This is a genomic window from Thioalkalivibrio sp. HK1 (assembly GCA_000583135.1).
Classification (GTDB): Bacteria; Pseudomonadota; Gammaproteobacteria; order HK1; family HK1; genus HK1.
The window spans coordinates 1-17,516 of record JFBG01000057.1; the positions used below are offsets into that span (position 1 = coordinate 1).

Here is a 17,516-nt window from a genome sequence, read left to right on the forward strand (position 1 = left end):
ACCCGAAGGCACCCTGATCGCCTTCGATTTCGGCGAAAGACGGATCGGGGTCGCCGTCGGCCAGAGCATTACCGGCAGCGCATCGCCTCTTTGCACGCTCGATCGGCGTTTGGGAAACGAGCCGAATTGGCCGGAGATCGAAGCCATCGTTCGCGCTTGGAAACCTAAGGCCGCCATCGTCGGCTTGCCGCTGAATATGGACGGCAGCGAGCAGCGGCTCGGCACCCTCGCCCGTCGTTTTGCGCAGCGCCTGCACGAACGCACGGGATTGACGGTCCATCTTTGCGACGAGAGGCTGACCACCAGAGAGGCATGGGAACGATTGATCGAGGGCGGATCGCGGCGCCACGGTCCGGATCCGGTCGCAGCGCAAATCATCCTCGAGAGCTGGTTCGCCCGCACCCGCAGTTAGAAGAGAAAACCTCTGCGGGGTTCGCCGGGGCGATCCCGCTTCGCTCGAAGCGCAGCCCACCTGCGGGATCCCCATCCGTTCGAAGTGCGCCCCGAGCGGGTGGATGAAACCGGGACGCACCTGCGCCGATTCATAGCATGGGTGCAGATGGGTTTTATCCTGTATTTACCAAGATGCAAATATCGGGTGTCGGGACGATTCAGGCTTCGGGACACGGGATCGAGTTCGAAGGTTCGCAAGACCCGATCGGGTACTCTTCGAGCGATGCCGAGCGGGCGCATAGCCCACCTTCATACACGCCGAGCGCCACGAGCGACTTCCGATACTGCGCCAATAGGCTCGCTTCGAGCGCATAAAGGGCGTTCGCTCGGTTCGCACCCGTATCGTAGATATCTTCGCCACCCGCTCGGGGGGTGCCAGGTCTCGGCGATTTGGGGCGAAGCGAATCGCCTTCATCCTTCAAAAGCACCGATAAGGATCGCTCGCTCGGTTTTCTTCGCTTTTGCTTACGAAATCGATTCCGACATCGATCCGGCTTGGCTCGAAGCCTTCGCTTGCGCTTCGAGATAGCCCCCGCAAGGGCTTCAAGCAGGGTGTTTTTCGCCGAATATCGAGATAAGGCGCTGCAAGAGAACGAGATAGGTCGGTTCCGATGCGTCGCCGATGAATCCGGATCGCCTACGCTCGCCGCCGGCGAGATCGGGCATTCATGGCGGGTCGATGACTAGCGCGGCAACTCGCCATCGACCTCGAAGATCGAAACCAGCAGCGCCACCCGCATCCACATCCCGTTTCGCTCCTGACGCCAATACATCGCCCGCGGATCGTCGTCCACCGCCGGATCGAGCTCCGGGCCGCGCGGCAAGGGATGCATGATCACCGCATCGGATCGCAAGGAGGGCAGCTGCTCGGGACCGATCCGAAAACGCAAGTGATCGAAGCTCGACGATTCGTCTTGCAGATCGTGCTCTTTTTGCAAGCGGGTGATATAGATGGCATCCAAATCCGCCAAAACCGATGCCGGATCGTCGGTCTCGTCGAAGGCGATATCGGCCGTGCGAAGATCCTGTTTGATATCCTCTTCCATCGCGAATTCCTCGGGGGCGATGAAAATCAACCGCACATCTTTATAGTTCTTCATCAGATAGGCCAACGAGCGTACCGTGCGCCCGCGGCGAAGGTCGCCCATCAGGCCGATGGTCTTGCCGTCGATTCCGCCTCGCTGCTCGAAACTGCGCCCCAAAGTGTAGATATCGAGCAGGGCTTGGGTCGGATGATGATCGCGACCGCTGCCGGCGTTGATGATGGGCACCGGTCGCCCGATCCGATCCATCAAGGCCGCGGACTGCGAGGCCATTCCCGGCCCTTGGGTGCGCATGATGATCACATCGGCATAAGAGCTGAAAGTGCGGATGCTGTCCTCGAAGCTCTCCCCTTTGACCTCGGATGAGACGGCGGGATCGCGGATCTCGCTGGTGCGGATCCCCAGCAGATGGCAGGCGTTCTCGAAAGAAAGAAAGGTGCGCGTGGATGGTTGGGTGAAATAAAGCATCGCTCGCTTATGCGGCAAGAGGGTCTGAAAGGATCTCGATCCCAAGCGGGATTTGGCGTACTGACGCATGCGGGTGGCGAGCGCGCAAAGTTCGTCCAGTCGACCGCGGTCGAACTGGCGAGGGTCGAGCACGTGAAAGATGCGTCCGTTGCGGGATCCGATATCGGAAAAGGTGCTATCTGAAGCGGGGGTCGGATTCGAGCGGCTGGTTCGGGTCAAGATGATTTTCCTTTGCCGTGATGGCTTGCACAGCGCTTGGAAGCCTGTCGAAGAATCTTATCCAGCGCGCAAGGAGCGGGAGCCTGGCCAAGAACAGGCACGCCAAGAACAGGGTAGTACACTTGGGACAAGGATTATCGTGGATTCGCCTCTTGGCCGGATCTTGACAAGCCTTGCACGCCTTCCTTTCATCCCCTTGGCCCGAGGCTTCTTCTTGCGACGAGATCGAGGACGCATCGGCGGCGATTTGCCAAGCATCCACATCAAGCATCCACATCGAGCATCCGCACCGAATCACCTGCACCGAATATCCGCATGAGCGCGAAGATCGACCGACAACACCGCGATTCCATCGCCGTCGAGGACTGCGAGATCATCGCCAACGAGGCGTGGCCGGGCAATCAATGGCGGCTTCGCTTGCGCTCATCGACGATCGCCGCCCGCGCCTTGCCCGGATCGTTCGTCCACCTTCGATGCGATCCGGAACTGCCGATGCGCCGGCCGATGTCGCTGATGCGAGCCGAAGCGGGGGTGATCGAAATGCTCTACAAGGAGGTCGGCCACGGCACCCGTCTCCTTGCGGGCAAAAAACCCGGGGAGAATTTAAACCTCATCGGCCCGATCGGGCGGGGATTCACCCCCGTGCCCGAACGCCCCTTCAACTTACTGATCGGGGGCGGGGTCGGAATTCCTCCGATCTTCTTTTTCGCCCATCACCTGCAACGCAACCCGCCGCCGGGATCGGATGCGGATTCGATCCTCGTGCTGCTCGGATCCGAACTGCCATTCCCCTTCGCCACCCGGCCTGCGCAAACGCCGGTGCCCGGTGCGGTGCAAGATCCCACCCTCATCGACGGGGCGGCGATGAGGGATCTCGATGAAAAGGCCATCGCATCCCGCTTAGCAAGCCGATCCGGATTCGAAGGCTGCCATTTCGGTCATGTCGGCGACCTCGCCCGCTTGTGGCTCGACGGCCTCGATCGGACTTGGCGGGATCGGGTGGCGATCCATGCCTGCGGTCCGCTTGCGATGCTCGAAGCCTGCGTTGCATTGGCTCATCAATACGATCTGCCTTGCCGGATATCGTTGGAGGAATCGATGGCCTGCGCGGTCGGGGGTTGCGCCGGATGCACCGTGCGTATCCGCAAGGGAACGGGAGTGACGATGCAACGGGTATGCGTCGACGGACCGGTCTTCGACGGCCGGTGCGTCGTTTTTCAAAGCGAACTTCGAAACGAGGATGCGTCCCCGACGAACTCATCGCCCCTCGTCGATAAGACCTTGTGATGAAAGCGAATCCGAACCCCTCGACCGGCGATCCCGAAAAGCGCCCCTCGCCTCGTCCTTTGGAGGGCATTCGCATCGTCGAGGCCGGTCAATTGATCGCCGGCCCTTTCGCCGGTTGCATGCTCGCCTACTTCGGCGCCGAGGTCATCAAGATCGAATCCATCGGCGGCGATCCCTTGCGCCGGTGGCGGGTCTTGGAGGAAGGAACCTCGCTGTGGTGGCGAGCGATAGCGCGCAACAAGAAATGCATCACCCTCGACCTGCGCTCCTTGCAAGGACAAGAACTCGCCCGCTCCCTCATCTTGCGCAGCGATGCGCTGATCGAAAACTTCCGGCCGGGGACGATGGAACGATGGGGGCTCGGTCCCGAGCGCTTCGAGCAGGATCATCCCGACCTGATCTACGCCCGCGTTTCCGGCTACGGACAAACCGGCCCGCTGGCGCACAAGCCGGGGTTCGCCTCGGTCTGCGAGGGGTTCGGCGGCTTTCGTCATATCAACGGATTCAGCGGCGAGCCCCCGGTGCGTCCGAATCTGAGCCTGGGCGATACCCTCGCCGGGCTGCATGCGGTGATCGGAGTGCTGCTGGCCCTGACCCACCGTCGGCGGGGCGGCGACGCCGACGACGAGTCCGCAAGACCCAAGGCGAGAGGGCAGGTGGTGGATGTCGCCATCTACGAATCGATCTACAACATGCTGGAGTCGATGGTGCCGGAGTACGACGCCGCCGGTATCGTGCGCGGTCCATCCGGATCCACCCTGACCGGCATCGTCCCCACCAATACCTACCCTTGCGCCGACGGGAAGTTCGTGATCATCGGCGGCAACGGGGATTCGATCTACAAAAGGCTGATGCGGGCCGCAGGCAGAGAAGATTTGGCCGACGATCCGCGCTTGGCCGATAACGCCGGCCGAGTGACCCATCAAGAAGAGGTGGATCTCGCCATCGAGGAATGGACTCGCAGCCTTTGCGTCGACGAGGTCGTCGAGGCCTTGGAGAAAGCGCAAGTTCCGGTCGGCCCCATCCATTCGATCGCCGATCTGATGGCCGAGCCGCATTGTCACGCCCGCGGTCTGTTCGAGACCATCGACATCGGCACTCGTTCCCTGCAGATCCCGGCCATCCTCCCGAAGCTCGAAGGCACCCCCGGGGCGACCCTTTGGCCAGGGCCCGAGATCGGCTCGCATAACCGGGAGGTCTATCTCGATATCCTCGGACTCGACGAGGAGCGCCTCGCCCGGCTGCAAGACGAAGGGATCATCTAGGCGGGATCGGCAAAGCCTATGCAATCATCCGACAAGCACGATATCGGTCAGGCGCTCGCCACCCTTCGAGCGAGGATCGGGCGCTTGGAGGAGCGCTACGATCGCCCGGCGGGGTCGGTCGATCTGCTTGCGGTCAGCAAAACCATGCCGGTGGATGCGGTGCAAGCGGCGGTGAAAGCAGGGCAGCGGGCCTTCGGCGAAAACCACCTCCAAGATGCCCGAAGCAAAATCGAAGCCTTGGCCGCCGCCGAGAAGATCGCAGGCGAACCACCCCTTTCCTGGCATTTCATCGGCGATATCCAATCCAACAAGACCCGGGAGATCGCAGCCTCCTTCGATTGGGTGCATAGCATCGGGAGAGAGAAGATCGCCCGCCGGTTGAGCGAACAGAGAGCGAGCGAACTTGCCCCGCTTTGCGTTTGCATCGAGGTCAATATCAGCGGCGAGCCCACCAAGGCGGGGGTCGCTCCGAAAGAGGTCGAATCTCTGGCCGAGATCGTCCTCAGCCTGCCCGGGCTAAGGCTGCGCGGACTGATGGCCATTCCGCAGCCCGCACCGGATATGGCAAGCGCTCGGCTTGCCTTTCGCCAACTGCGCGATCTGCTCGACGATCTGAACGCCAAGGGTTTCGATCTCGATACCCTCTCGATGGGGATGAGCGGCGATCTCGAAGCGGCCATCGCCGAAGGGGCCACCATCGTACGCATCGGCACCGCAATCTTCGGCCGGCGCCATCGATAAGCGGGCGATGAGCGGGGCAAAATCCGCTCATCTCTTCGCCCTCGGCGACCTGCGAGCGCGGAAACGCTCGCCGATTGCCGTTTCGAGTCTTGCCTTGTCTTGGATGGTATGAAAAGTGCGATGCCATCGAAAACGTGGTAAAAAGCCTATCTTAGGGTTTCGTTGGCCTTCCCATTTCGATACCCGACAACGATCTCGCCCCGATCACTCCACGGAATATTTGCCACCGTGAGACCATGAATCGGGGACATGAAAAGGCCGCCAAAGAGCCTTTCATGCCTTCGGCGTTATCCTTACCTGCCGAAGGTCTTTACAAAAAGGGTCCGCCAAGGCCCTCGTTCATCTTGCACATGCTCATCAAGAATCCAAGAGGATCACGCAAATGCATCTGATTCAATCCAAAGTCGGTCGAATGCTTGCCGTCCTGTCGATGGCCACTTGTTTGGTCTTGACAGCCACGAGCGCCCATGCGCAAAAGCGCGTCAAGTGGAAGATGCAAAGCACTTGGGGTTCGTCCTTGCCTCATTTGGGGGAGTCGGCGAATCGTTTCGTCGATGATATCGATCGGATGTCCGGCGGCAAATTCCAGATCAAGTTCTTCGAGCCCGGGGCCTTGGTGCCGGCCTTGGAGTGCTTCGACGCCGCCTCCAAGGGTTCGGTCGAATCCTGCTATACCACCCCGGGATATCACACCGGCAAACTCGGCTTGGGTGTGGCCTTTTTCACCGCAGTGCCCTTCGGACCGCAGATCGGGGAATTTCTGGCGTGGAAGTGGTACGGCGGGGGCAACGATATCCGCGAGGAGGCCTATAACGCTCACGGGATGACCGCCTTCGATGTCCTTTGCCATGCCCCCGAAACCTCCGGCTGGTTCCGTAAGGAATATTCATCGGTCGACGATATCCGAGGCATGAAGATGCGCTTCTTCGGCTTGGGAGCGAGGGTGATGGAGAAACTCGGGGTCTCGACCCAGCTGCTGGCGGCGGCGGATATCTACCCGGCATTGGAAAAGGGCGTGATCGACGCCACCGAGTTCTCGATGCCCGATATGGATATTCGCTTGGGATTCCATCAGATCGCCAAGTTCAACTACTTCCCGGGTTGGCATCAGCAAATCTCCTGCTCCGAATTCCTCGTCAACAAAGAGAAATTCGACGCTCTGCCCGATGAATACAAGGCGATGATCGAGGTCGCCGCCGGCAAGCAGGTCATCGAAACCTACGCCCGTTCCGAGTATTCGAATCCTTCGTCGATGAATACGATGCGCACCGAACACGGGGTCACCATCAAGCGCTGGTCGGATGAGGATCTCGCGAAATTCGAAACCGCTTGGAACGAGGTCATCGAAGAGGCCAAGCAAGAAGACGAACTCTTCGCCAAGGCCGTCGAGAGCTACTCGGCATTTAGAGATGTCTACCGCGGCTGGGGCGATGCGCAGTCTTTGAAGGGCACCTATTTGAGATAAAGGTGTCGTCTACTTGCGAAGCGGTCTTATTCGCAGCCGGCGAAGGGGCGGTTTTTTTCAAAGCCCGACCCCCGCCGCATCGGTTGCGAAAGCCTTGAGCGCTCCTTTATGAGGGTCCGCCGCATCGGCGGCGGACCCTCGTTTTACAAGGACACCATCGAGGCAAAGCCGATTCGGCGCTTTTCGAAGATTGCAGCCTTTGCAAGGACTGCACGTGGGGGTCGCCGCCGATGGAACTGATAGCGAGAATCGCCCGCAACGGCAAGATCGTCCTACCGATCGCCCTGCTGGCGATCGCCGGGATCGTCTTCGCTTGGGTGCTCGGTCTGGACGAAGAGGGCCGAGAGAACCTTCTGTATTTCATGCAGGACTACCTGCCGATCATGATGTTCCTGACCCTGGCCCTGCTGCTGTTCTCGGGCTTTCCGGTCGCGTTCATCTTGGGAGGCCTGGCTCTGCTTTACGGGCTCATCGGCTACTTCCTCGAAATCTTCTCCCTGATCGAATTTTTCAACTTCCTGCCGCGGATCTGGGGACAGGCGGCGGAAAATCTGGTCTTGGTCGCGATCCCCGCCTTCGTCTTCATGGGCGTGATGATGGAGCGCAGCGGCATCGCCAACGATCTCCTTTATTGCGTGCAGGTGCTCTTGCGCCGCGTTCCCGGGGCGTTGGCGCTGGCGGTGACCATCATGGGGACGATCCTCGCCGCCATGACCGGGATCATCGGAGCCTCGGTCACGATGATGACCGCGCTGGCGCTACCGACGATGATGCGCCAAGGCTACAACCACGGCTTGGCCTGCGGCACCATCGCCGCCTCCGGGACTTTGGGGATCCTGATCCCGCCGAGCATCATGCTGATCATCATGGCCGATCTGCTTGCGGTCTCGGTCGGCAATGTTTTCATGGCCGCGATCGTCCCCGGACTGATCCTGGCCTCGATGTACCTCATCTTCGTTTGGGGGATCTCGGCCCTGCGACCGAGTCTGGCCCCGCCCCTGCCACCGGATCTGCTGCAGGTTCCGAAAGGCGATATGCTGCCCCTGCTCCTTCGCGCCTTCATCCCCCCGGTGCTGCTGATCACCTTGATCAAGGGGGCGATCCTCTTCGGCTTTTCCACCCCCAGCGAGGCCGGAGCGGTCGGAGCCTTCGGCGCCATCTTGCTGGCATTGTTCAACCGCCGCCTGAACTTCGAGACCCTGCGCTCGGTCTGCCACAGTTCGGCCAGAACGGTGGCGATGATCTTCTTCATCATCATCAGCGCCACCTGCTTCGCCTATGTCTATCGCTCGCTCGGCGGGGACGATGTCGTCGAGCATCTGATCCGGGAAGCGGGACTCACCTCCTGGCAGCTGCTCTTTTTATTGATGGGGATCACCTTCTTGTTGGGATTCTTCCTCGACTGGATCGAGATCACCTTGATCGTGCTCCCGGTCTTCGCCCCCCTCGTGGCGGGGTTGGAGTTCGGCGATCACATCGCCAAGGAAAATATCGTTTTTTGGTTCATCATCTTGATGGCGGTCAACCTGCAAACCTCCTTCCTCACCCCTCCTTTCGGCTTCGCCTTGTTCTATCTCAAGGGGATCGCGCCCAAGGAGATCAAGATTCAAAGCATTTACAAGGGAATCATCCCCTTCGTCTTTTTACAGTTGATCGGGCTCACCCTCGTGATCTGGAAACCGGGCTTGGCGCTGTGGCTGATGAGCTCGGTCTACGACGATTGATGGATGCACACGCCCGAGGAGGCTACCTAAGCGATGAACGAAGCCACCGCTGACCTTCCCAAGGACGATCCCGATCTCGATGATCGAGCCTTGGGCGACAAACCCCGCACCTCTTCGGATCCGAAATGGGATGCGTTGATCCGATTGAGCGAGCGCCTGCGTTCGGCGGTGGATGCCGTCGGGCGCTTCGGCTCTTGGATGATCGTCCCCCTGATCGTGATCACGGTGCTCGATGTCAGCATCCGCAAGGTCGGTACCTTTCAGATCATGATGGTCGAGACCTTCGGCCGCTTCTTCAACTCCACCGTCTTGCAGGAACTGGAGTGGCATTTTCATACGGCGTTGTTCGCGCTGGTGCTCGGCTACGGCTATATCTGGAATACCCATGTGCGGGTCGATCTCGTGCGCGAACACCTGCACTATCGGCGCAAGGCATGGCTGGAATTTTTGGGATTGATCGCTTTTTTGATCCCCTATATCTGCATCGTCATCTACTTCGCGGCCATCTACGCATGGGATTCCTACGCGATGAACGAGATCTCCTCGTCGACCGTCGGGCTGACCCATCGCTGGATCATCAAGACGGTATTGGTCACAGGTTTCGCTTTCGTATTGGTGGCCGGAATATCGGTATTGCTGCAGATCGTCGTGGTGCTCTTCGGACCGCAAAACAAGCGATTCCCCCTGATGACCATCGAATGGCCGGAAGAGGAAGGCACGCGCATCGAGGGCAAGGAACGTTTGGATCTTTCCACCGCCGAGGATACGCTGAGGAAGCGCGCCACCGAATCCGGGCATATCAACCCCGTGGACGAGGCGGCAGGCAAGACCGACAATCCGAAAGGGGGAGCGGGCTAAAAAAGGGCGACAAGGGCTTCATCGAGGGCTTTGCCGGTCGTGGATAAAAAACCGGCGGCTCTCGATGACGAGCCCGATCGATGCTGCATTGCCGCATTTGGAACGAGGGAGGGATCGCTCGGTGCTGGACTGGGAAGGTCTTTTCCGACGCTATGTTTGGAACGACGAAAAAACGCCCTTTTTCACCAAGGTGCCCGATCTCACCCGGCGGCAGGCGGATTACGAGATCCACCTTCATTGCGTCTTTCTCGGCGTTCTCTTTTCGGTGATCACCGTCATCTTCGCTTTGGGTCTCGATTCCGACTTCGGTATTCGGGGGCGCTCGATCGTCGCCGCCTTCTACGGCTTCAGTGTGGTTTGTGCCGCGATCCTTCTCGCCTTCTTCAAGCCCTTGTCGATCGCCTTTTATTGCACCCTCGCCCCGATGGTCGCCATCGCCTCGGTTTTTTTCAAAGGATTGGCATCGAATCTCGCCCAAATCGATCATATCGTGATCTTCTCGATTCTTTCCCTCTTGCTGCTCCACTCCTTTAGGGTCGTTGCCATCGTGCGCCGCTATCCGCAAATGCAGCAGCCTTCGCAGCCGCCGCAAGAACGATGATCATGAGCGAGCCTTGCACACCCTCGGCGGCGACGACGGGTGATCGACCCTTCGCTCGCTCCTTCTTGGCGAGAAGCTTCGCAGCGCATTTTTGGCTATGGCTTTCGATCGGGGGCGGGCTTTTCCTCGGCGATGTCTTGCTCGACTCGCTCAGGTGGTCACCTTTTTGGCCGGTGAGCGGCTGGGGGCTGATACTCGGCGTTCATTTTCTTTTCTTGCGCGCCGGAAAAGTCGACGATGAATGGGTGCAAGAACGCAGCGACGATCTGAAACTGCGCAGCTACGATTTGGGTCATATCGTCGATATCGAAGATCGGGTGCGACAAGGCGACCACAGCACCTCCCCGATCGCCGAGCGCACGGGATCCAAGTAGAAATCAAGCGCCGATCCCCGGAGCAACGATACCGAAATCGTAAATAGGGCGATCGAATCGAGGGCGCCGAGATGAGCGAAACTTCCGACGACGATGACGAATCCTATCGCTCGATCCCGCTGATCGACGCCCACCATCATTTTTGGGATCCGGTGCATCATCGGATTCCGTGGCTGAGCGAGCCTTTGCCGATCCCCTTTCGCTACGGGGATTACCGTTCCTTGCGACGCCCCTTCCTGCCCCCCGATCTTACGCGCGTGGCGGCGGATTTCGATCTTCGAAAAAGCGTGCATATCGAAACCGAATGGGATCCTCAAGATCCCTTGGGCGAGACCGCATGGGTCAAATCGCTGGCGCAAGAATACGGTTTCCCGCATGCCATGGCCGGACAGGCATGGCTGGATCGCGACGGGATCGAGGAAGTGCTGGCCGGGCATGCCGAATCGGGCATCGTGCGCAGCGTTCGAGACAAACCCACGACCACCCACAGCCCTTGGATGCCGCCCCCCGGTCCTCGAGGGCAAATGAGCGACGATCGCTGGCGAAAGGGCTATGCCCTGCTCGAAAAATACGATCTCGATTTCGAGCTCCAAACCCTGTGGTGGCACCTGCCGGAAGCGGCGCAACTGGCACAGGACTTTCCCGCCACCCGGATCATCCTCAACCACACCGGCGTGCCCACCGGGCGAGACCCGGCGAGCCTCGATGCATGGTCGCAAGCGATGCGCGTCTTGGCGGTCGAGCCCAATGTGGTGGTCAAGATATCCGGGCTCGGCATGAGCGATGCGCCTTGGAGCGCAACGAGCAATCGCAAGGTGGTTTTGGATACCATCGCCATCTTCGGGGTGGAGCGCTGCATGTTCGCCAGCAACTATCCGGTGGATGGCTTGGCCGGCGATTACCGAACGATCATGGGCGGTTTTATGGATCTGGTTGCGGATCGATCCGAAGAAGATCGACGAAAGCTCTTCCATGACAACGCCCGGCGCTACTATCGCTTGGGCGATGACGAATCATCTTAAAGAGACACGCCTTTCGAATCGAGAGCCTATCGAGAGGCGCAACGAGCCCGAACCCGAGAGGGTCGCCTCGCCATCGGCAAGGCGACCTTGAATGCTTTATCGAATGGCCCCTTTATCGGATGCTCGGAATATCGCCGACGGGAAGTCTTGTCGGGATCGGAATCGATATCGTCATTCCTCGTCGAAATCGCAGCCCATCGGCGGATCTTGCACATCCGGGAAGGTATGCTTGATCACCGCTCCGATCTCGTCCCCTCGTTTCTCGATTCGACCGACATAGACATTTTGAATCACATTATGGGTTTTCGGATCGATCCTGAACGGCCCTCGGGGACCGACGAATTCCACTTCGAGCAAGGCCTGCATCAAGTCTTCCGGATTGTCGGTTCTGCCCTCGATATTTTTCAGCGCGGTGACGATCAAACGAGCGCTGTCGTAGGCCGCAACGCCGAATTCGGTTCCCGCCCGGTCGTATCTTTCGCGAAACCTCCTTTGGAAGTCTCGATTCTCCGGGGTGTCGATCGACGGGAAGTAATTGAGCGCGCTATAGGTTCCCAAAGCGGCCTCCCCTTGTTTGTCGATATACAAGGCGGAGTGAATCCATCCGGGACCGGCGAGCTGCACCTCGTCCTTCATGCCGAAGGCGGCCCATTCGTTGACGAATTTGATGGCGGGTCCGCCGGCGAAGAAGGCGTAGACCAGATCCGGCGATGCCGCCTTGATCTCGGTTAGATAGGGGCCGAAATCCCGGATCTCCCCGAAGGGCGGATAACGCTCGCCGATGACATCGCCCCCGGCCGAAACGAAGCCCTCCTTGAAGGTATCCATCATCTGATGGCCGGCAACATAGTCGAAGGCGATGAGGAAGGCTTTTCGATAACCCTTTTGCGCAAGCCACGGGCCCATATCCCGGTTGATTTGGGAGTTGGAAAAGGAGGCGCGCACGATCCAGCGGCTGCACTCCTCGCCGGTGATCTGATCGTTGCCCGCGGTGGTAACGACCAAAGGCGTCTTGGATCCATGGGCGTAGTTGCGCACCGCTCCCACCACCCCCGAGGAGACGATCCCGACCACGATATCGACCTTGTCGCGCAGGATCAGTTTTTTGATCTGCGCCAGCCCCGCCGAAGGCTTCGATTCGGTATCGGCTTCGATCAACTCGATCTTGCGCCCCGCGGCTTCGAGACCGAAATCGTCGAAGCCCATCTTCAGCGCATCTTTTTGGTCTTTGCCGAGCCCGGCAAAAACTCCGGTATCGGGCAATAAAACCCCGATTTTGATCGGGGACTCGGCGAGGGCGACACCCCCTAAGGCAAGGGCGAGTATCGTGCCGATGATCGCTTTTATCAGGGAACTTACCGTCCCGAATCCGTTTTTATCGTGCATCGAAACCTCCTCGATTCTTGTCTTCGAACGAAAGCGAAACGCTTGGCCAAAACCCGATCGCCTTGGGGATCGATTCGATGGGGGCGGATAAAGAATATCCCGCTTTGAACCTTGGAACCTTCCGCCGATTCGATAGCGCCCGATCTATGAAATCGACGGCGCCGGCGCACTCGGCGGCATCTCGGATTGTAGCCGTTGGGATCGAGGGCATCGCCTTTCGATGCGCGCCTCGAGCAAGGGGATATCGAGAAAGGCGATCTGCGATCGGTCTTCGCCGCCGGCGATCGTACAAGGCGATCGACCCCCCGAGCGAAGCGGGATCGAAAAGACTCGAAGGATATGAAATATGAAAAAGGAGGGTCGCCTCGTTCTCGAGAACGAAACGACCCTCCATATTCGATCGAAATCGAGGAACCGAGATTATCCGGCCAAACCACAGCCCATCGGGGAATCGCGCACATCCGTAAATGTATGCTTGATCACCGACTCGGACATACCCTCCCGCATTTCGTTTCGACCGACATAGATATTCCCGATCACATTATGGGTCTTCGGATCGATCTTGAAAGGACCCCGGGTGCCCGAGAACTCCATCTCGACCATCGCGCGCATCAACGCCTCGGGGTTATCGGTTCTACCCTCGAGTTTTTTCAAAGCATCGACGATGACGCGAGCGGTGTCGTAGGCGATCGCCCCGAATTCGGTGGCTTCCCGACCATATCTTCCCAGAAAACTCTCGCGAAAGATCCGATTTGCCCGAGTGTCGATCGCCGGATGATACCAAAGGGGGCTATATGCCCCCGAAGCGGTATCCCCTCCTTCTTCGCCGACATAAAGAGCGGATGCGTTCAAAGCCGGACCTGCGAGCTGTATCTTGTCCTGCAAACCGAAAGCGTTCCACTCGCTGATGAACTTGATAGCGGGTCCGCCGGAGAAAAATGCGTAGACCAGATCCGGCTCGGAGGCCTTGATCTCGGCCAAATAAGGACCGAAATCCCTGACTTGGGCAAAGGGCGGGTAGCTCTCGCCGATGATATCGCCGCCGCCGGCGGTAAAGCCCTCGGCAAAGGCATCCATCATCTGGTGACCGGCAACATAGTCGAAGGCCATGAGGAAGGCCTTTTTATAGCCTTGCTTGGCAAGCCACGGTCCCATATCGCGATTCAACTGAGCGTTGGAAAAAGACATCCGCATGATCCAAGGGCTGCAATCTTCGCCGGTGATTCGATTGTTGCCCGCCAAGGTGAGGATCAAGGGGGTCTTGGACTCGTGGACATAGTTGCGCACCGCTCCCGCCACCCCCGAGGAGACGATCCCGGTCACGATATCGACCTCATCGCGCAATATCAGTCTCTTGATCGAAGCCAGCCCCGCTGCGGGTTTGGTTTCGGTATCGGCTTCGATGAGTTCGATCTTGCGCCCGGCGACCTTGCGTCCGAATTCGTCGAAAGCCATCCTCAAAGCCGCTTTTTGCTCCTTGCCGATGGCGGCGTTGACGCCGGTATCGGGCAATAAAACCCCGATCTTGATCGGCGGCTGGGCCACGGCGCCGGCGCTGCCGAGGGCGAGAATCACCCCGGCCATCATCATCGTCGTCGAACGTATCTGCCTTCTTCCAAACAGGTTTGCAAAGCGGTTCCGATCGTGCATCGAAATCTCCTTGGGTGGACTTCGTGATCGCAGAAAAAGACGCGAGTCTTTGTTATTCGGCTTATTGGACTCATAGAAGCGGTGAGCCTTAAGCATTAAGGTCACAAAAAAACCGCTTCGATCAACATTTACACCAATAGGGATTGAATTGTCAAGCCTAAACAACGCTTGCCCCGCCGAGGCGGTCGGGGAGCGAGTATCCGCGCAACATAAACATTCGAGAGCGCCGCGGTCGAACCCGCCGGCGATCGAGCGGGCACTTGGATCGTCGGCGAATCGACGGCGATGGGTCGACGTCGGCGGATCCGAAAGTGTCCGTTCAAAAAGGACGCGTATCGGTGCGCAAATCCAACCAATCGCGCTCGGGGGCGCTTAGCTGCAGATCACCGGCACGAGCGCAATTGTCGACCTCCTGAACCGTTTGCGCTCCGCAAAGAGCCACCACGGGAAAGGATTGGCCGGTCACCCAACCCAACGCCGCTTCGAAGATGGTGATCTGCCTTGCCTGCGCGAATTCCGACAATCGCGCTTTACGCCGGAAATTCTCCGGCGAATGAAAAACCCGCACCATATCCGCATCGCTTTCATCCCCCTTTTTGCCGTGCGCGAGGAATCCGCGACCCAACGACGACCAAGCGACCAGCGGCATTTCGCTGCGCTCGAACCATCGACGATCCTCGTCGGTGGTGATCACGGTATCGGGCCAGTAGGGCTCGGCGGCTTTGGCGAGCGAAAAATGGGGGCTCGATGCGACCGGCCGCGCCCGACCTTCGCGATCGGCGTAGTCGATCGCCTCTTGCAATCGAGCCGTGGTCCAGTTGGATGCACCCCACGCCCGGATGCGCCCGGATCGCACTTCCTCGTCGAGGGCATCGACCAGCGGGCCGACCGCCAACGAGGGATCGTCGCGGTGAAACATCCACAGATCGACATGCTCGCTTTTGAGGCGGGCCAGCGAGCCGTCGATGGCGCGGTGGATTTGATCCGGGCCGATCGAGGCTCCACCGGGGTGGATCGGAGCGCAATAGCCCGGAATCAGACCCTTGGTCGCAAGGATGATTCGATCGCGTCGGCGAGGGTCGGCCGCCAGCCAGTCCCCGATCACCATCTCCGAATAGCCATGCTCCTCCACCGCCCCGTAGACCTCGGCGGTATCGACGTAGGTACCGCCGGCATCGGTGAAGGCATCGAGCAAGGCGTGATCTCGATCTCGGGTATCGGGATGGAAGATCATCGTTCCAAGGCCGATGACCGAAGAGGGCACGGCAAGCGGTTTCATCTCGAATGTCCGCATTCTTCGATTCCTCCTTGTCGGTGGGCCGCCGAAGCGCTCGATGCTTCGGCGGCGGGCATCGAAATCGTGGTAATTGAAGTAGTGATTGGAGTGGCGATCGAAATCGCGGCGAATCGCGGCAAGGGGATAAAGAGGGGCGATCGCCGAAAGCGATATCCCCTAGCGGGACGCTCCTCGGTGACCTCGGGTGAGGGCGTCGAAGGCGACCGCCAACAAGAGGATCGCGCCCGAAACCATCAATTTATCCGCCGCGCTCGCCCCCGAAAGATCCAAACCGTTGCCGAGACTGCCGATGACGAGCGCGCCGAGCACCGCATTCCAGATGCTGCCTCGCCCACCGAATAAACTGGTGCCCCCGATCACCGCAGCCCCGATGGCCTCCAGCAACAAGGGACCGCCGGCGAAGGCATTGAACGAGACCGAGGCGTAGCGAGACGCCCCGATGATACCGCCGAACGCCGCCATCAATCCGACGATGGCGAAGGCGGCGACCCTCGTTCGGTGCACCGAGATACCGACCCGCCTCGCCGATTCCGGATTGCCGCCCAAGGCGAAAAGATGACGACCGAAGGGGGTGCCGGTGGTCACCCACCACAATATCGCCAGCACCGCCCCCAAGACCACCACCAGCACCGGAACCCCTCGGTAGGCATTGAGGGTGGCCACCGCGGCGATCACCGGTACGGAAAAAAGAGCGATCCGGGCCGCCAAGGGGGCGGTTTCCATGCGCTCGAGCCCCCGTTGCCTGCGCCTGCGGTTGAGATGGATCAACGCCCCGGCAACGATAAGAAGGATCGCTCCGGCAATCAGCCATCCGAGCCACGAGGGAAGGCCGACGGTGGTCAGCCCGCGAATCACCGGATCGCGCATATTGAGCGCGCCGTGGATGCCCAAAATCTTGAGCATCAGCCCCTGAAATCCGAGCAGGCCGGCCAAGGTGACGACGAACGAGGGAATCCCGACCCAGGCGATGACCCAGCCTTGGGCGAAGCCGAGAAGGGAGCCCGCTGCGAGCGCCGCGATCACCGCGATCCAGCTCGATACCCCGAGATTCGTGATCAGCGTGGCCAGCAAGGCCGCCCCGACCCCGGCCACGGCGGCGATGGAAAGGTCGATATCGCCGATCAGCAGCACGACCGTAACCCCGGCGGCCAAAGTGGCGACCACCGCGCTTTGCATCAGCAGGAAATGGAAGTTGCGCGCGGTGAGAAAAGCGGGTTCGGTGATTCCGAAAAAAATCCAAATCACCATCAACGATGCCATGACCGGCAAAAACTGCCCGAGATTGTCCTCTCGGATCCTTTGCAGCCTCATCTTGAGCGCCGACGGAGTATCAGGCGGCATCGGTCTCCGCCCCTTCGTCATCGTCCTTGCCTCGAGTGATCGCGATCACGATCTCATCCGGATTCGTCGATCGCGTCTCGCGCAGGGCCACCCGCACCCCATGACGCAACACCGTGATGCGATCGCAGACCTCGAAGATATCGCGCAGGTTATGGGAGATATAGATCACCGCATGGCCGTTCTCGCGCAGTTGGCGCACCACATCCAGAACCTGCGCGGTCTGCGCCACCCCCAAGGCGGCGGTGGGTTCATCGAGCAGCACCACGGTGGACTCGGCGCGGACCGCGCGGGCGATGGCCACCGCTTGGCGCTGCCCCCCCGA

16 protein-coding genes are annotated in these 17,516 nt (G+C 59.8%); 10 read left to right on the forward strand and 6 right to left on the reverse strand.

What is annotated here, in order from left to right; all coding sequences use genetic code 11:
• Window positions 1-13 precede the first annotated feature (13 nt).
• Window positions 14-412, forward strand: a complete 399-nt coding sequence (gene ruvX, locus BF99_RS0114315; protein WP_051482937.1) for a Holliday junction resolvase RuvX — start codon at window positions 14-16, stop codon at window positions 410-412.
• Between the two features lie 724 nt (window positions 413-1,136).
• Here the strand turns inward: ruvX and pyrB are convergent.
• Complete coding sequence (gene pyrB / locus BF99_RS0114335; RefSeq protein ID WP_025771476.1) at window positions 1,137-2,183, reverse strand: aspartate carbamoyltransferase; 1,047 nt, start codon at window positions 2,181-2,183, stop codon at window positions 1,137-1,139.
• 315 nt (window positions 2,184-2,498) lie between these two features.
• On the opposite strand from pyrB, the gene BF99_RS0114345 reads away from it, so the two are divergent.
• The 9 genes from BF99_RS0114345 (at window position 2,499) to BF99_RS0114395 (ending at window position 11,520) form a co-directional block, all read left to right on the forward strand.
• Entirely contained in the window at window positions 2,499-3,470 is a 972-nt protein-coding gene (locus BF99_RS0114345; RefSeq protein WP_051482935.1) for an iron-sulfur cluster-binding protein, read from the forward strand.
• Entirely contained in the window at window positions 3,470-4,735 is a 1,266-nt protein-coding gene (locus tag BF99_RS0114350; RefSeq protein WP_025771481.1) for a CaiB/BaiF CoA transferase family protein, read from the forward strand. Before BF99_RS0114345 ends, BF99_RS0114350 begins: the two co-directional genes overlap by 1 nt.
• Window positions 4,736-4,753: 18 nt before the next feature.
• Window positions 4,754-5,476, forward strand: a complete 723-nt coding sequence (locus BF99_RS0114355; protein WP_025771482.1) for a YggS family pyridoxal phosphate-dependent enzyme — start codon at window positions 4,754-4,756, stop codon at window positions 5,474-5,476.
• A 382-nt stretch (window positions 5,477-5,858) separates the two neighbouring features.
• Window positions 5,859-6,941, forward strand: a complete 1,083-nt coding sequence (locus BF99_RS0114365) for a TRAP transporter substrate-binding protein (protein ID WP_025771484.1) — start codon at window positions 5,859-5,861, stop codon at window positions 6,939-6,941.
• Window positions 6,942-7,171: 230 nt separating this feature from the next.
• Complete coding sequence (locus tag BF99_RS0114370; protein WP_081759287.1) at window positions 7,172-8,665, forward strand: TRAP transporter large permease; 1,494 nt, start codon at window positions 7,172-7,174, stop codon at window positions 8,663-8,665.
• A 33-nt stretch (window positions 8,666-8,698) separates the two neighbouring features.
• Window positions 8,699-9,523: a TRAP transporter small permease subunit gene (locus BF99_RS22135; RefSeq protein ID WP_025771487.1), complete on the forward strand. Its 825-nt coding sequence runs from the start codon at window positions 8,699-8,701 to the stop codon at window positions 9,521-9,523.
• Between the two features lie 64 nt (window positions 9,524-9,587).
• The gene (locus tag BF99_RS0114385; RefSeq protein ID WP_156013334.1) at window positions 9,588-10,124 is read left to right on the forward strand and encodes a hypothetical protein; all 537 of its coding nucleotides are present in this window, start codon (window positions 9,588-9,590) and stop codon (window positions 10,122-10,124) included.
• Between the two features lie 2 nt (window positions 10,125-10,126).
• Complete coding sequence (locus tag BF99_RS0114390) at window positions 10,127-10,498, forward strand: hypothetical protein (RefSeq protein WP_156013335.1); 372 nt, start codon at window positions 10,127-10,129, stop codon at window positions 10,496-10,498.
• A 71-nt stretch (window positions 10,499-10,569) separates the two neighbouring features.
• Window positions 10,570-11,520 carry an amidohydrolase family protein gene (locus BF99_RS0114395; RefSeq protein ID WP_025771490.1) on the forward strand — a complete coding sequence of 317 codons (951 nt, stop codon included), beginning with the start codon at window positions 10,570-10,572 and terminating at the stop codon, window positions 11,518-11,520.
• Window positions 11,521-11,691: 171 nt separating this feature from the next.
• On the opposite strand, the gene BF99_RS0114405 is transcribed toward BF99_RS0114395, so the two are convergent.
• From BF99_RS0114405 to BF99_RS0114430, 5 genes are all read right to left on the reverse strand, one after another.
• Window positions 11,692-12,906 carry an ABC transporter substrate-binding protein gene (locus BF99_RS0114405; RefSeq protein ID WP_051482936.1) on the reverse strand — a complete coding sequence of 405 codons (1,215 nt, stop codon included), beginning with the start codon at window positions 12,904-12,906 and terminating at the stop codon, window positions 11,692-11,694.
• Between the two features lie 420 nt (window positions 12,907-13,326).
• On the reverse strand, window positions 13,327-14,556 hold the full coding sequence (locus BF99_RS0114415; protein WP_197019169.1) for an ABC transporter substrate-binding protein: 1,230 nt from the start codon (window positions 14,554-14,556) through the stop codon (window positions 13,327-13,329).
• A gap of 319 nt (window positions 14,557-14,875) precedes the next feature.
• Window positions 14,876-15,835 (reverse strand): aldo/keto reductase, encoded by a 960-nt coding sequence (locus BF99_RS0114420; protein WP_197019170.1) that lies wholly within the window; start codon window positions 15,833-15,835, stop codon window positions 14,876-14,878.
• Window positions 15,836-16,009: 174 nt separating this feature from the next.
• Window positions 16,010-17,194 (reverse strand): sugar ABC transporter permease, encoded by a 1,185-nt coding sequence (locus BF99_RS0114425; protein WP_025771497.1) that lies wholly within the window; start codon window positions 17,192-17,194, stop codon window positions 16,010-16,012.
• Window positions 17,184-17,516: ATP-binding cassette domain-containing protein (locus BF99_RS0114430; RefSeq protein ID WP_025771498.1), on the reverse strand; the 333-nt coding region annotated here is incomplete at its 5' end. The genes BF99_RS0114425 and BF99_RS0114430, both read right to left, overlap by 11 nt.